Origin of the sequence: Pseudomonas sp. SWRI111 (assembly GCF_014268555.1) — a bacterium.
GTDB classification, from domain to species: Bacteria; Pseudomonadota; Gammaproteobacteria; order Pseudomonadales; family Pseudomonadaceae; genus Aquipseudomonas; species Aquipseudomonas hamedanensis.
Genome location: NZ_JABWQQ010000022.1, coordinates 40,649 through 56,019 on the forward strand (window position 1 = coordinate 40,649; position 15,371 = coordinate 56,019).

10 protein-coding genes are annotated in these 15,371 nt (G+C 59.9%); all 10 read left to right on the plus strand.

The window, feature by feature from the left end:
- Positions 1-6: 6 nt before the first annotated feature.
- The 10 genes from flgK to HU755_RS22265 all read left to right on the plus strand — a co-directional run bounded on the left by flgK (position 7) and on the right by HU755_RS22265 (position 15,356).
- On the plus strand, positions 7-2,052 hold the full coding sequence (gene flgK, locus HU755_RS22220) for a flagellar hook-associated protein FlgK (protein WP_186636554.1): 2,046 nt from the start codon (positions 7-9) through the stop codon (positions 2,050-2,052).
- A gap of 13 nt (positions 2,053-2,065) precedes the next feature.
- On the plus strand, positions 2,066-3,634 hold the full coding sequence (locus HU755_RS22225) for a flagellar hook-associated protein 3 (protein ID WP_186636556.1): 1,569 nt from the start codon (positions 2,066-2,068) through the stop codon (positions 3,632-3,634).
- Positions 3,635-3,744: 110 nt separating this feature from the next.
- Positions 3,745-7,338, plus strand: a complete 3,594-nt coding sequence (locus tag HU755_RS22230; RefSeq protein ID WP_186636558.1) for a glycosyltransferase — start codon at positions 3,745-3,747, stop codon at positions 7,336-7,338.
- Between the two features lie 223 nt (positions 7,339-7,561).
- A complete protein-coding gene (locus HU755_RS22235; RefSeq protein ID WP_186636559.1) occupies positions 7,562-9,568 on the plus strand; it encodes a calcium-binding protein in 2,007 nt (668 codons plus the stop codon).
- Positions 9,569-9,823: 255 nt separating this feature from the next.
- Positions 9,824-10,597, plus strand: coding sequence for a glucose-1-phosphate cytidylyltransferase (gene rfbF, locus HU755_RS22240; RefSeq protein WP_186636560.1), 774 nt, complete (start codon positions 9,824-9,826; stop codon positions 10,595-10,597).
- The gene (rfbG, locus tag HU755_RS22245) at positions 10,579-11,661 is read left to right on the plus strand and encodes a CDP-glucose 4,6-dehydratase (protein ID WP_186636566.1); all 1,083 of its coding nucleotides are present in this window, start codon (positions 10,579-10,581) and stop codon (positions 11,659-11,661) included. Before rfbF ends, rfbG begins: the two co-directional genes overlap by 19 nt.
- On the plus strand, positions 11,658-12,218 hold the full coding sequence (gene rfbC / locus HU755_RS22250) for a dTDP-4-dehydrorhamnose 3,5-epimerase (RefSeq protein WP_186636567.1): 561 nt from the start codon (positions 11,658-11,660) through the stop codon (positions 12,216-12,218). The genes rfbG and rfbC overlap by 4 nt, the downstream gene beginning before the upstream one ends.
- On the plus strand, positions 12,215-13,441 hold the full coding sequence (locus HU755_RS22255) for a class I SAM-dependent methyltransferase (protein WP_186636570.1): 1,227 nt from the start codon (positions 12,215-12,217) through the stop codon (positions 13,439-13,441). Before rfbC ends, HU755_RS22255 begins: the two co-directional genes overlap by 4 nt.
- Entirely contained in the window at positions 13,438-14,289 is an 852-nt protein-coding gene (locus HU755_RS22260; protein WP_186636573.1) for an NAD-dependent epimerase/dehydratase family protein, read from the plus strand. Before HU755_RS22255 ends, HU755_RS22260 begins: the two co-directional genes overlap by 4 nt.
- Positions 14,286-15,356 carry a class I SAM-dependent methyltransferase gene (locus HU755_RS22265; protein WP_186636576.1) on the plus strand — a complete coding sequence of 357 codons (1,071 nt, stop codon included), beginning with the start codon at positions 14,286-14,288 and terminating at the stop codon, positions 15,354-15,356. The genes HU755_RS22260 and HU755_RS22265 overlap by 4 nt, the downstream gene beginning before the upstream one ends.
- Positions 15,357-15,371: the final 15 nt, after the last annotated feature.

Below are 15,371 nucleotides of genomic sequence, written 5' to 3' on the forward strand. Positions count from 1 at the left end.
TGAACCATGAGTTTGCTCAATATCGGGATGTCGGGACTGTCGGCCAGCCAGTCCTCTCTGGCTACGACAGGCAACAACATTGCCAACGTCGACACCGCCGGTTATTCACGTCAGCAAACCGTACAGGGCACCAAGGCGTCGCAGCAGTACGGCACCGTTTTCATCGGTACGGGCACCACCCTGGCTGACGTGCGCCGGGTGTACAACTCGTATCTGGAAAGCCAGCTGCACACGGCGACCTCGCTCAACAGCGAAGCGGCGTCGTACCTGGCGCAGGCTACGCCGCTGGACGCCATATTGTCCGACACCAACACCGGCCTGACCGGTGTGCTGCAGAAATTCTTCACGTCGATGCAGGGCGTCTCGACGTCGGCCACCGATGACACGTCCCGTCAATCGGTGCTGACCGGTGCGCAGGCGCTGACCAGCCGTTTCAACACCCTCGCCAAACAGTTGAACGATCAGAACACCACGATCAATGGCAGCCTCGGCGACATGACCGCCCAGGTGAACAAGCTCGCCACTTCGATTGCCAACCTGAACCAGAAAATCGGCGAGATCTCCACCAGCGGTGGGGCGCCGAACGACCTGCTCGACAGCCGTAACGAAGCCGTGCGCCAGCTCTCGGAGCTGACCGGTGCCCAGGTCGTGGAGCGTGGCACCAGCTTCGACATTTATGTCGGCAGCGGTCAGCCGCTGGTGATTGGCAACACCACCAACAGCCTGAGCATGGTCGCCAGCAAAACCGATCCGTCGCGCATGTCGATCCAGATGGATCGCGGTTCGAGCACCATCGATATCACCTCGGTAATCAACGGTGGCGAAATCGGCGGTCTGCTGACCTATCGCAAGGAAGTCCTCGACCCGTCGCTCAATGAGCTGGGCCGTGTGGCCTTGGTGATTGCCGATCAGATCAACAGCCAGCAAGCCCAGGGCATCGACAAGAACGGTGACTTCGGCGCGGCGATTTTCAACAACATCAACAGTGCCGCGCTGATCAGTCAGCGCAGCATTGCCCAGGATGGCAACAGCGCTGGCTCCGGTAACCTCGATGTGACCATCAAGGACACCGGCAAGCTGACCACCAGCGATTATCAGGTCACGTTCACCAGCGCCACCGACTACACCGTCAAGCGCTCCGACGGCACCGACCTCGGCACTTTCAGCACCACGACCAATCCGCCGCCGGTGATCGACGGTTTCACCCTGGCCCTCAAGGGTGGCGCCTTGAGCGCCGGTGACACCTTCAAGGTCACTCCGACCCGCAATGCGGCCGCGAGCATCCAGACGGTACTCACCGATCCGAAGAAAATCGCTGCCGCAGGTCCGTTGACCGGAGTCGCCAGCGCCAATGGTCTGGGCACTTACACCCAGCCGACGCTCAGCGACAAGATCGACATCTACAACCCGACCGCCCAGGCTGACATGCAGGCGGCGCTGAAGAATTCGACGCCGGTCAAACTGGTGTTCGGCGCGGCCAGCGGCGGCAGCCAGTCGTACACCCTGGTCGACGCCAAGGGCGGGACGCTGGGCACCGGCACCATCGTGCCTGGCCAATCGAATACCCTGGACCTGAAAGTCGGCATCGTCGATGCCAACGGCAACCCGGTGCTGGACACCAGCGTCACGCCGAACGTGCAGAAAACCTTCAGCGTGCAGACCACCGTCGGCGGCACGCCGAAGACGGGCGAAACCTTCACCATGAACCTGACCGGCGCGGCCTCTTCGGACAACCGCAACGCCCAGGCACTGGTCGGCCTGCAGACCAAGCAGACAGTCGACACCGGTTCGGCGAGCAAGGGCATCAGCCTGACCGACGCCTACAACAAATTGGTGACCAACGTCGGTACCAAGACCGCCCAAGGCAAATCCGACAGCGCCGCGACCACAGCGATTCTGGATAACGCCAAAGGCGCGCGCGATTCGTTGTCCGGGGTCAACCTGGATGAAGAAACCGGCAACCTGGTCAAATACCAGCAGTACTACACAGCGTCTTCGCAGATCATCAAAGCTGCGCAGGAAACTTTCGCCACGCTGATCAACAGCCTTTAAGGAGTCGTAATTCATGCGCATTTCCACCGCCCAGTATTACGGAACGCAAGCTTCGGACTATCAGCGTAACTTCAACAAGGCCGTTGCCACCGCCAGCGAGGCGAGCAGCCTGCAGCGTATCAACACCGCGGCGGATGATCCGATCGGTGCCGGGCGTTTGCTGCAGCTGGGTCAGCAGGCGGCGATGCTTGATCAGTACAAGACTAATGTCGATACCACCAAGAGTGCGTTGAACGTGCAGGAGTCCACTCTGGACTCGATCACCACCGCATTGGCGCGAGCCAAAGAGCTGGCGCTGGCCGCCAACAACGGCACGATCACCGACAAGGATCGCCAGGCTTACGCTTCGGAAATGGGCGAGATCCAGCAACAAGTGCTGGGCCTGATGAACGCCAAGGATGCGAACGGCAATTACCTGTTCTCAGGTTCGAAAACCGATACCGCGCCGTACTCGAAAAATGCCGACGGTACTTTCACTTACAACGGCGACCAGACCACCATCAATCTGGGCATTGGCGATGGCATGACCGTCGGCACCAATACCACCGGTTGGGATGCCTTCCAGCAGACCATCAATACCGGTCGCACCAACACCAAAATGACCGCTCCAGCTTTGGATGACGGGCGTGTCGTGCTGTCCAACGGCACTGTCGGCACTGCCGCCACTTATGACGCCAAGTTCACCGCCGGGCAGCCGTATACCGTCGATTTCGTCAGCAGCACCCAGCTTAAAATCACCGATGCGTTGGGCAACGATGTGACCGCCGAGGCCAGTCAGAACGGCCTGGTCAGCAACAGCAGCGGCGCTAACCAGACTGTCAGCTTCCGTGGCGTTGACCTTAAGTTGAACATCAACCTGAAGGCCGGTGACACCAACCCGGATGCGGTCATTGCCGGGCACAGCTTCCAGCTGTCGAGCACGCCTGACTCGTTCACCACCACGCGCAGCCCTGGCAATACCTCGGCCTCGGTAATTACCGGCTCGACCATTACTGACCAGGCCGCCTACACCGCAGCATTCCCGCAGGGTGGCGCAGTCCTCAAATTCACCAGCGCCACCGATTTCGATCTGTACGCAGCGCCGGTGACGGCTGACAGCAAGCCGGTGTCCTCGGGCACCGTGGTCGGTGGCAACGCGACTGCGGCGGGTGTGACCTTCGCGCTGGGCGGTACACCGGCGACTGGCGATCAGTTCTCGATCCAGCCGAACAATCACCAGACTCAAAACGTGCTCGACACGTTGGGCCAGATGATTACTGCATTGAACATCCCGGTCGATGGCGATCCGGTCGCCAAGCAGAAGCTGCAAGGCGCGATGGAGGCGGGTCTGGGCAACATCGACGCCGCCGCCAATCAGATCGGCGCCTCGGTCACCACCATTGGTGCCCGCGGCCAGGCGCTGGACATGCAGGCCACCACCAACGACAGCCTGAGCATGGCGAACACCACGACGCAAGGCTCGATCCGCGATTCCGATCCGGCCGAAGTCATGACCCGCCTGACCTTGCAACAAACCATGCTACAAGCCGCGCAACTGGCGTTCAGCAAGATCAGCCAGTTGGGTCTGTTCAACAAGATCTGACGGTGTAGCGGGCGCATCAGCGCCCGTTTGCGCTGTCCCTCAGTCAATGTTTTTTCGCGATAATCAGGGCTCGCTTTTCCGAGCGGGCTCGTACCGCCTGTGAGCCCGCCGTGAATTCACTTCCCCTCGTCAGCATTGCCATTCCCGCGTTCAATCCGCGCTTTTTCGAGCGGACGCTGAACAGTGCTGTCAGCCAGACTTACGCTTCACTCGAAATCATTGTTTGCGACGACAGTCGTGGCCATGAGATCGAAGCGATTGTCAGGGCTGTGGCCGAGCGTTCGGGCGTTGCCGTGCGATATGTGCGCAACCCGCGCACGCTGGGCATGGTCGGCAACCTCAAGGCATGTCTCGATCAGGCGCAGGGCGAGCTGGTCAAGTTCCTGTGTGACGACGACCACCTCTATGCCGCATGCATCGAGCAGCAGGCGCACGAGATGGTGCGTGACGAGGTCAGCCTCGTGCTGGCTCAGCGGCTGTTCTGGGACGCAGACGACATCATTCTGCCGGCGCGCCTGGAAAATACTTCGCTGTCACCTGCCAGCGGTCTGTTCAAGGGTGACGATCTGCTGGGCATCTTTGAAAAATTCCCGGTCAATGTGCTGGGTGGTTTCACCAACGCCCTGTTCCGTCGTGCGGACCTCGCCGAACTGTTGCCGGCGCTGACTCAGGACGGCCACTGCTTTGTCGCGACCCTGGATTTTGCGCTGTACGTCTGCCTGTTGCGGCGCGGCAACCTTGCCATGTCGAACACTGTGCTCAGTGCCGAGCGGCTTTATCCGGAGCGTTTGAGTGCACAGCAGCCGATGAAGGACGCGGTTGAGGTCGAACGTGAGTGGATTCTGCAAATGCTCAAGGCGCGCAGCGGTGAATCAGCGCCGGCGCCGGGCTGGGTTCGCTATGTCCCGCTGACTAAGGCTGACGAATCGCCGCGGGTCTGGGAGGAGCTGCCGCTGAGCCGTACGCTGGGCACCAAGCAGAGTCGCCAGGAGTGGTGTGTCGGGATCGATAGCTGGAGCTTCGGCGAACTCTATGCGCACTGGCTGCAATGCCGCAGTCTCACCGAAGGGCAGCGCAAGTTGCTGCCGGAAACCCTCGCCGCCTGGCCGCACCAGCCGCGGATAGTGCCGATTATCATTGATGGCCAAGGCAGTCGCGATGGGGTCGAGCGCACGCTGGCGGCGCTTGCGGCGCAGGACTATGCGCCAGAACTGATTCTGGTGCTGTCCGCTGCCTGTAACGAGGCGACGCTGGATGGGCGGGTGTTCCGCATGCCACTGCAGGATAACGGGCTGGCGCAGATCAATGCATTGTTGCCGCAGCTGGAAGGGGCCGACTGGTTCTACCTGTTGCAGGCCGGTGATCGCCCGGTGGTACCAGCGTTGCTGGTCATGGCTGACCGGATTGCGCATTCGTCAACGCTCAGTTGCGTGTACAGCGATGAAGGCAGTCTGCGCGATGGTGAATCAGCCGAGCCCGCTTTCAAACCGGATTTCAATCTTGATCTCATGCGCAGCTACCCGTATGTCGGGCGTGCCTTGGCGTTCAAGCGCGAACGCTTTCTGGCACTGGGTGGTTTCGACGCGACGTTTGCCGAGCTGGCACCTCATGACATGCTATGGCGCATGGTTGAAAACGACGGTACCCAGGTGGTCGGGCATGTTGCTGAGGTACTGATGGAGTCGCCATTTGATCTGTCGCGATGGTTAGCCGAGCCGGGCGTCATCGAACAAAACCCGCGTGTGCTGCAAGCGCATCTGCAACGCTTGGGGATTGAGCATGAAATCCGCCGTGGCAGTTGCGAATTGCTCAATCGTGTCGACTATCGGCATGCCCGGCGCCCGCTGGTGTCGATCATCGTTGTCACCCGGGATCAGACCGCCGCCTTGCAGCGCTGTGTCGAAACCGTGCTGGAAAAAACCGTTTACACCGAATACGAGCTGCTACTGGTCGACAATGGCAGTGAAACCGCCGAGGCTCGAGCATGGCTGGACGGCATGGCGCAATTGGGTGGCGATCGGATCCGCGTAGTGAATTTCCCGCAGCGCGATAACATGGCGGCACTGCATAATTTCGCTGTGACCCAGGCCCGCGGCGAATATGTGCTGGTGCTCAATACGTTCGCGGTAATCACCCACGCTGACTGGCTGGACGAACTGCTCAATCATGCGCAGCGCCCGGAGGTTGGCGTGGTCGGCGCCAAATTGTTCAACCCGGATGGGTGTGTGCTGCACGCCGGCATGATTCTGGGGTTGCAAGGGGCGGTCGGGCTGCCATTTTACGGGCAATCGCTGCAATCGGACGGTTACATGTTCCGGCTGCAGGCGGCCCACGACTTGAGTGCTGTCGGCGGTGATTGTCTGATGGTGCGCAAGGCGGTTTTCGAGTCTGTCGCAGGACTCGACGAAAAGGATTTGAAACAGGCGCTGAACGTAGTGGATCTGTGCCTGCGCATCGGCCAGGAAGGTTATCTGGTAGTGTGGACGCCCTATGCTTTGCTGGCCCAGGGTGTACGACCGACTGTCGAGGCGACAGCCGAAGAAGGCCAGCAGCATTCACATGAGCAGGAGACCTTTTACAAGCGCTGGCTGCCGCGTATTGCCCGTGATCCAGCCTTCAACGTCAATCTGTCATTGCAGGGCGTCGGCGCGACAAGCTTCAGCCTTGAGCCGGGCCTGCGTACGGGGTGGACCGCTTTTTCCAGGCCACAATTGCCCAATGTACTCGCCGTGCCGATCAATGCCTCAGCGATTGGCCATTACCGCATGAGTCAACCGCTGATCGAGCTGGAAGCGGCCAACAGGGCCGAAGGGTGCATTCGCTACGGCTTGCCGTCGATCATTGAAATCGAGCGTCAGGCGCCTGATGTCATTGTGTTGCAAGGGCGCTACTCGCAAGGCGCCATCGATGAAATTCCACCGCTGAAAAAGTTTTGCCATGCCCGGCGTATCTTTGAGCTGGACGACTATGTGATCGACGTGCCCCATCGCAACGCCCATATCCGCAACATGCCCAACAAGCAGGAGATGGAGCGCATGGTGCGCCAGGCGGTCAGCTTGTGCGACCGCGTGGTGGTGTCGACTCAGCCGCTGGCCAATGCGCTGTCCGACATGCATCACGACATCCGAGTGGTTCCCAACATGCTCGCGCAAAACCTCTGGACCGGCCTGCGCAGCCAGCGCCGTACTTCGAAAAAACCTCGCGTCGGTTGGGGAGGGGGGACCAGCCACCACGGCGACCTGGCGGTGATTGCTGATGTCGTGCGTGAGCTGGCCAATGAAGTCGACTGGGTGTTTTTCGGTATGTGCCCGGATGACCTGCGCCCCTACATGCATGAGTTCCACGGCGTGATTGCGCTGGACGTCTATCCAGCCAAACTGGCCAGCCTGAATCTCGATCTGGCCCTGGCACCGCTGGAGTTCCACATTTTCAATGACTGCAAGAGCAACCTGCGTTTGCTCGAATACGGCGCCTGCGGTTATCCGGTGATTTGCACCGACACCGAAGCCTATCAAGGTTACCTGCCGTGCACGCGGGTCAAGACCAATAGCACGGATGAGTGGCTGCAAGCGATCCGTATGCATCTGGCTGACCCGGATGCCAGCTATCGGATGGGCGATGAGTTGCGTGAAGTGGTGATGCGCGATTACGTGCTGCGCGGCGATAACCTGCGGTATTGGGAGAATGGCTGGTTGGCGGATTGACCCGCTGATCAATCCACAAGAAGGCGACCTCCGGGTTGCCTTTTTTTTTGTCTGAAATAAATATTCATTTTGAATTCGATGGAAATTTTTCTCGCGGCTCAAGCTTTGTTTGCGACCTGTCGATATCTCTTTATTGGTTTGTTCAGTCGCTGGAGTGAGTCGCCTCGATGGACCTCTGTTCGTGCTGAAGCCCGGTTTCAACAACCACGCAAGGAAATAGCAAATGGCGGTAATAAACGGAACGAGTGAAGCGGAGTATCTATCCGGTACAGAGGGTGATGACGAGGTCTACGCTTTGGAATCGGACGACGTGATCTGGGGGACTGCAGGCACGGATCGGCTCGACGGTGGCGAGGGTTTTGACGCTGTTGACTACCGAGTGATGCCCGCTGGAATCAGTGTCGATTTGAGTGCAGCGCATTCGCTCGTGACCAAGGCGGACGGTTCCGTCGATACGTTGGTCGGCATTGAAAAAGTTATTGGCAGTGCCCTCGACGATACCCTCGCCAGCTCAATCGCCGGTGTAACGCTGGAGGGCAGTAACGGTGATGATGTTTACATCGTCGACAGCGCAGGTGTAACCATTGTTGAAGAAAGTTATGGTGGATATGACGAACTGCGCACCAGCGTTAACATCACCGGGATGGCTGACTTTCTGGAGAAGATGACCTTCACCGGTGCGGGGGATTTCAGCGGTTACGGCAATGACCAGAGCAACGTGATTGTCGGTGGCGCCGGCAATGACTGGCTGTGGGGCGGGGACGGCGGCGACCAATTCGTCGGTGGCGATGGTTTTGATACCGTCAGCTACACCGACAGTCTCACAGGCGTCAGTGCTGAGCTGTCGAGCACTTGGGGAGCAACGGGGATTGCCTTCGGTGACACCTACTCAAGTATCGAAGCTGTGCAGGGGTCGAATTTCGACGATGTGCTGTTTGCCGGTGAAAGTGCAATGGTCATGGATGGCGCCGATGGCTTTGACGCCGTCGACTACTCCCGCTCCAATGATGCGGTCAGTATCGAGTTGCGCGATGGCAAGGGTGTCGGCGTCGGCGGATACGCTGAGGGCGATACATTGCTGAATATTGAAAAAGTGGTCGGCACTATTCTTGTCGATCACTTCACTGGCAGCTTTGGCGGTGTGACGTTTGAAGGTGGCAGAGGCGGCGACATCTACACAGTCAACAGCGCCGGTGTAACTATCATCGAGCATGAAGGGGATGAAGGTTACGACGAGCTATACACCAGCGCGTCAGTCATGAAGATGGATCCTTTCATCGAAAAAATGACTTACACCGGTACAGCCGATTTCACCGGTTACGGCAGTGTTGGCAACGACGTGATCGAAGGTGGTGTCGGCAATGACCTGTTTTACGGTGGCACGGGCTGGGATGTTTTTTTCGGGGGCGCCGGCGCTGACGTTGTGAGTTACAGCGACAGTGACGACGGGGTCATCGCCGGGCTGTGGAAAATAGGCCAGAACGGCACGGCCGAAGGCGATATGTATTACGACATCGAAGGCTTGCGTGGCAGTCAGTTCAACGATGCCTTATATGGCGATAGCAGTAGCAACGTTCTGGAGGGGGGTAACGGCGACGATATCCTCGAAGGGGGAGACGGGGCTGATCACCTTTTTGGCGGTCTGGCATCGGCTCTCTACAGTGACGTTGCGCAAGCCGACACGTTGCTGGGCGGCGATGGTGATGATGTCATCGTCAGTGCTGCTCATGACGTGGGAACGGTGGCCCACGGCGAGCAGGGCGAAGACACCATTACAGTCAATAGCGGCTCTGCGTTCGGCGGTGATGGTAATGACTTGCTCACGGGGACCGGCAGCGGTTACGTGTTGTCCGGTGATTTCGGCAATGACACGCTGATCCTCAATCTTGCCGGTCGGACGATGTCAGCAGGTACGGCTTACGGCGGCAATGGCGACGACACTTACGTGGTGAACACCTCGGGCCTGGTGACCATTCAAGACCTGGGCTGGGACATCAATGACACCCTGATCCTTAACACGGTTGCCAATGCCAGCCAGCTCAACGTCACCCGCATCGGCGATGATGCGTATCTGCACAGCGCAAACGACGGCAGCACCGGCGTGCCGGATAACGGCGTGAAGCTGGTGGATTGGTACGCCGGGTTCAACAACATCGAGCACATTCAGACAGCCGACGGTCAGGTTTATGACCTGCCCACCAGCGGTGATGCGTTCGCCATGTTCGGCTAATCGCTAAACCTGTTGACGCAGGGCAAGGAAAGGGCTGAATCCACGACTGGATTCAGCCCTTTTTTCATGCCTCATAACGTAGTTGACGCCGGGCTCATGGAGCTGGCGCGTTTCCTGCAAGTCCCTTGTAAATCGCCATAAAACGAGCGCCCGCGGTCACTGCACCCGCGCCCGGAACGGCAGAAGGTGTAGCCGCAAGGCCCGCAACGCTTAACAAAGCCATGCGCAGCCCGGTGAAGAACAAGAGGGGAGACGATGAAGGCAGTAATTTTGGCGGGTGGCCTCGGCACGCGCATCAGTGAAGAGTCGCACCTCAAGCCCAAGCCGATGATCGAGATCGGCGGCAAGCCAATTCTCTGGCACATCATGAAGCAGTATTCCGCCCACGGGATCCACGACTTCGTCATCTGCCTGGGCTACAAGGGCTACGCAATCAAGGACTTCTTCGCCAATTACTTTCTGCACACGTCCGACGTGACCTTCAACATGCGTGAAAACCGCATGGATGTACATCAGAACTACAGCGAGCCGTGGAGCGTCACCCTGATCGACACCGGTGAGGAAACCATGACCGGCGGCCGTCTGTTGCGCGCCGGCCGGTACTTGCAGGATGAAGAGGCGTTCTGCTTCACCTACGGCGATGGCGTTTCCGATATCAACATTGCTCAACTGGTCGCCTATCACAAAGCTCACGGGCATCTGGCGACCGTTACCGCTGTGCAGCCGCCGGGTCGTTACGGCGCCCTTGAGCGTCAAGGCGATCAAGTGCTGGGCTTCACCGAAAAACCCCGCGGCGATGGCGGCTGGATCAACGGCGGCTTCTTCGTGCTCTCGCCAAAGGTGTTGCCGTACATCGCCGATGACGCCACCACCTGGGAAGCCGAGCCGTTGGCGCGTCTGGCCGCGGACGAACAGTTGAAAGCCTTCGAACACGAAGGTTTCTGGCATCCGATGGACACCCTGCGTGACAAGAACCATCTCGAAGCGCTGTGGCAGAGCGGGGAGGCCCCATGGAAGCAATGGGCCTGAGTGCGGATTTCTGGCGCGGCAAACGCGTTCTCGTCACTGGACACACCGGTTTCAAAGGCAGCTGGCTGACCCTGTGGCTGCAAAGCCTTGGCGCGCAAGTCAGCGGTTTTTCCCTCGACCCGTCGACCGAACCGAGCCTGTTCCAACTGGCGCGGGTCAACGAGGGCATCAACGATCAGCGCGGAGATCTGCGCGACCTCGGCGCCTTACTCGAGATTATCGCCGAGACCGAGCCCGAAATCGTTCTGCATTTGGCGGCCCAGCCATTGGTGCGCGAGGGCTATCGCGATCCGCTCGGTACGTACTCCAGCAACGTCATGGGCACGCTGAACCTGCTTGAGGCGATTCGTCAGGTCGGTGGTGTGCGCGCCTGCGTGCTCGTGACTACCGACAAGGTCTACGCCAACAAGGAATGGCTGTGGCCGTACCGCGAAGACGAAGCGCTCGGCGGCCACGACCCGTACAGCAGCAGCAAGGCTTGTTGCGAGCTGTTGGCGCAGTCCTATGCCGCGTCATTCTTCCCGGCGGACAAGCACGCCGAACACGGGCTAGCCTTGGCCACCGCGCGTGCCGGCAACGTGCTGGGCGGCGGTGATTTTGCCCCGGAGCGCCTGATTCCCGACGTGCTCAAAGCCTGGAGTGCAGACGAGCCGGTGACCCTGCGTTACCCGCAAGCGGTGCGCCCATGGCAGCACGCCCTTGAACCACTGGCCGGTTACCTGCAGTTGGCCGCAGGCCTTTATGAGCAAGGCCCGGAGTACGCCGGCGCGTGGAATTTCGGCCCCGGTGAGGCGGATATGTGCAGCGTCGGCGAAGTCGTCGAATTGCTCGCCAGCCGCTGGCCGCAGGCGCGTGGTCTGCGCATCGAAAAAAGCGAACTGCACGAAGCCGGCCTGCTGCGTCTGGACAGTAGTCGCGCCCGCCAGTTGCTCGGCTGGCAGCCACGCTGGACCTTGCAGCAATGCCTGACCCAGACCCTCGACTGGCATCTGGCGTGGCAGAACGGCGATGACATGCGCAACGTCACCCTCGGCCAGCTGAAACTGTACCGAGGCGCGCTGTGAGCGAGCTCTCCCTTGAAGCGTTGCCACTGGCCGGGCTGTTCAACGTCCGGCATAAACGTTTCGAAGACCAGCGCGGGCATTTCGCCCGGCTGTTCTGCGAGGGCAGTCTGAGTGCATTCGGCAGTGAGTTTCATATCCGCCAGATCAACCATTCCTGCACGCGCGAGAAGGGCAGTGTGCGTGGGCTGCATTATCAGAATGCCAACGCCCCGGAAGCCAAACTGATCACTTGCCTGCGCGGCGAAGTGTGGGACGTGGCGGTGGATTTGCGCCCGGATTCAGAGACGTTTCTGCACTGGCATGCCGAGCATCTGAAAGCTGGCGATGGCCGCAGTCTGTTGATTCCGGCCGGCTTTGCCCACGGTTTCCAGACACTCAGCGAAGACGCGGAACTGCTTTACCTGCACAGCGCCGATTACGCGCCGGAGCATGAGGGCGGTCTGTCGGTAAATGATCCCCGACTGGCGATTGCCTGGCCGCTGCCTGTCAATAATTTGTCAGCGCGGGATTCCAGCCATCCCGCGCTCAATCAACACTTTGCTGGAGTGCGTCTATGAACTGCCGTGGGTGCGCTGCACCGCTGAGCCTGCCGCTGATCGACCTCGGCACCTCGCCACCGTCCAATGCCTACGTGCATGCCGGTCGTCTGGAGCAGGCCGAGCAATGGGTGCCGCTTAAAGTCGCCGTGTGCCAGCAATGCTGGCTGGTACAGACCGAGGACTACACCAGCGCCGACAGCCTGTTCGATGCCGAGTACGCCTATTTCAGTTCGTTCTCCAGTACCTGGCTGGCTCACGCTGAGCGTTATGTCGCCGAGATGGTCGAACGCTTCGGTCTCCACGCCGACAGCCGCGTAGTCGAAGTCGCCGCCAACGATGGCTACTTGCTGCAATACGTCGCCGCACGCGGCATTGCCTGTCTGGGCGTCGAGCCGACCCGCAGCACCGCGCAGGCGGCACGTGAGAAGGGCCTGGAGATTCGTGAACTGTTTTTCGGTCGTGACACCGCCGCGCAGCTGCAAAGCGAAGGCTGGGGTGCCGACCTGATGGCGGCCAACAACGTGCTCGCCCACGTGCCGGACATCAACGATTTCCTCGGCGGTTTCGCCACGCTGCTCAAGCCGAGCGGCGTCGCCACCTTCGAATTTCCGCAATTGCTGACGCTGATGGCCGGCGCACAGTTCGACACGCTGTATCACGAACACTATTCCTACCTGTCGCTGACCGCCGTACAGACTTTGTGCGAGCGCAATGGTCTGGAAGTCTTCGACGTCAGCCCTTTGAGCACCCATGGCGGTTCGCTGCGGGTGTTCGTCCAGCGCAAGGACGGTGAGCGCCGTCCGGTACAGCCTGCGGTTTCTCAGCAGCTCCAGGCCGAATTCGATGCTGGAGTGAAAACCACCGAGTACTACGCGACCCTCGCTCCCGCCGCTGAGCGGATCAAGCATGACTTGCTGCGCTTCCTGTTGCAGGCCAAGGCTGACGGCAAACGGGTGGTCGGTTACGGCGCGGCAGCCAAAGGCAATACCTTGCTCAACTATGCCGGGGTCAAACCGGACCTGCTCGCATGGGTGGCCGATGCCAACCCGCACAAGCAGGGCAAATTTTTGCCGGGCAGCCGCATTCCGATCATGGCGCCGGCGCAGATCGATATCGAAAAACCGGATTACGTGCTGGTGCTGCCGTGGAACCTGCTGCACGAAGTCAGTCAGCAATTGGCGCAGGTTCGTCAGTGGGACGGGCGTTTCGTGATCGCCGTGCCTGAGTTGAAAGTGCTGTGAAGGTTCTGGTCACGGGTGCTACGGGGTTTGTCGGTCGGCATCTGGTTGCCGCGTTGCTGGCACGCGGCTGCGAAGTGCGCGCGGTGGCGCGTGATGCGCAAACCGCGCAAGGCATGCCGTGGATTAACGACGTCGAGTTCATTGCCGCAGATATTCATGCTGCCGATCTTGATGTCGACGCGTTGACCGCTGGCATCGAAGCCTTGGCGCATCTGGCCTGGCCGGGTCTGCCGAACTATCGGGCACTGTTTCACTTCGAGCGCAACCTGATGGCCGATTATCGCTTTATCAAAAGTGCGGTCGAGGCCGGCGTAAAGCAGGTTCTGGTCGCGGGCACCTGCTTCGAGTACGGCATGCAGAGCGGCCCGCTCAGTGAAACAACCGAGCCACGCCCGAGTAATCCTTACGGTCTGGCTAAACATACGCTGCACCTGTTTCTGCAGAATCTGCAGCAGGAACGGCCGTTCACCCTGCAATGGGTGCGGTTGTTCTATCTGCACGGCGTAGGACAGAACCCCAACAGCCTGCTCGCGGCACTGGACCGGGCGATCGATGCCGCTGAGCCGTCGTTCAACATGTCGGCCGGTGAGCAATTGCGCGATTTTCTGCCGATCGAAAAGGCAGCCGGTTACCTCGCTGCAATCGTGCAAAAACAGCATTTCAACGGCGTAATCAACTGCGCCAGCGGCCAAGCGGTTTCGGTGCGCGCGCTGGTTGAGCAGCGTCTACGCGAACGCGACGCGACAATCGAATTGAACCTTGGTCATTACCCTTATCCGAGCCACGAACCGCTGGCGTTCTGGGCGGTGACCGAGCGCTTGCAACAGTTACTGGGAGAGCCGCAATGAGGCACGAGTTGTATCGGGTCACCGACCTGCCGGTGTTGCAGAATCGCACCTTTGCCGACGCGGATTCGGCGCAGGCGTCGGCGAGTGCCGACATGCTGTTGGTGCAGGACGCGCACACCGGTCTGATCTTCAATGCCGCGTTCGATGCCGACAAGCTCAACTACGACGCCGATTACCAGAACGAGCAGGCGCATTCCGGCCAGTTCCAGAAGCACTTGAATGACGTCGAAGGCATTATCGCCAGGCACTTCAAGGGCCAGGAACTGATCGAGGTCGGTTGCGGCAAGGGCTATTTTCTCGAGCTGCTCAAGGGCCTGGGCTATTCGATCACCGGCATTGACCCTGCTTACGAAGGCGAGAGCGCCGACGTGATCAAGGCACCGTTCACCCGTGGCCTGGGGCTGGCTGCCGATGCCATTGTTCTGCGCCATGTGCTGGAGCATATCCAGGACCCGGTGAGCTTCCTCGCCGTGATCGCCGAGGCCAATCAAGGCGGGCAGATCTACATCGAGGTGCCGTGCTTCGACTGGATTCTCGAACACAAGGCCTGGTTCGACCTGTTCTATGAGCACGTCAATTACTTCCGCCTCGATGACCTGCGCCGTCTGTTCGGCAGCGTGCACGAGGCTGGTCATCTGTTTGGTGGCCAATACCTGTACATCGTCGCTGACCTGGCAACCTTGCGCCTGACTCCGCAGCAAACGGTGCCGCGCCTGACGTTGCCGGACGGCTTCACCGCCAGCCTCGACCGCGCGGTGCAGATCATTCAGTCCGCCCCCGAGCAGGGTTCGGCGATCTGGGGCGCCTCGTCCAAAGGCGTGATCTATTCGCTGTTCCTGCAACGCGCCGGTGTCGCAGTCGATCGCGTGGTCGATATCAACCCGGCCAAGCAGGGGCGATATCTGCCGTTGAGCGGTGCGCGGGTGTCATCGCCGCAGGAGGCGATGGACGCGCTGCCTGAAGGCGCCAATCTGTTTGTAATGAATTCCAATTACCTCGAAGAGATCAAGCGGATGACTGGTGGACGCTACGTCTATCACGCCGTCGACAGCGCTTCGTTCCTGTGACCCTTGAGATGACCA

What these genes read in the sequence shown, in the direction of transcription:
- rfbF (WP_186636560.1), top strand. Translation starts at nt 9,824, where the DNA reads ATGAAGGCAGTAATTTTGGCGGGTGGCCTCGGCACGCGCATCAGTGAA.
- HU755_RS22255 (WP_186636570.1), top strand. Translation starts at nt 12,215, where the DNA reads ATGAACTGCCGTGGGTGCGCTGCACCGCTGAGCCTGCCGCTGATCGAC.
- flgK (WP_186636554.1), top strand. Translation starts at nt 7, where the DNA reads ATGAGTTTGCTCAATATCGGGATGTCGGGACTGTCGGCCAGCCAGTCC.
- HU755_RS22235 (WP_186636559.1), top strand. Translation starts at nt 7,562, where the DNA reads ATGGCGGTAATAAACGGAACGAGTGAAGCGGAGTATCTATCCGGTACA.
- rfbG (WP_186636566.1), top strand. Translation starts at nt 10,579, where the DNA reads ATGGAAGCAATGGGCCTGAGTGCGGATTTCTGGCGCGGCAAACGCGTT.
- HU755_RS22265 (WP_186636576.1), top strand. Translation starts at nt 14,286, where the DNA reads ATGAGGCACGAGTTGTATCGGGTCACCGACCTGCCGGTGTTGCAGAAT.
- HU755_RS22225 (WP_186636556.1), top strand. Translation starts at nt 2,066, where the DNA reads ATGCGCATTTCCACCGCCCAGTATTACGGAACGCAAGCTTCGGACTAT.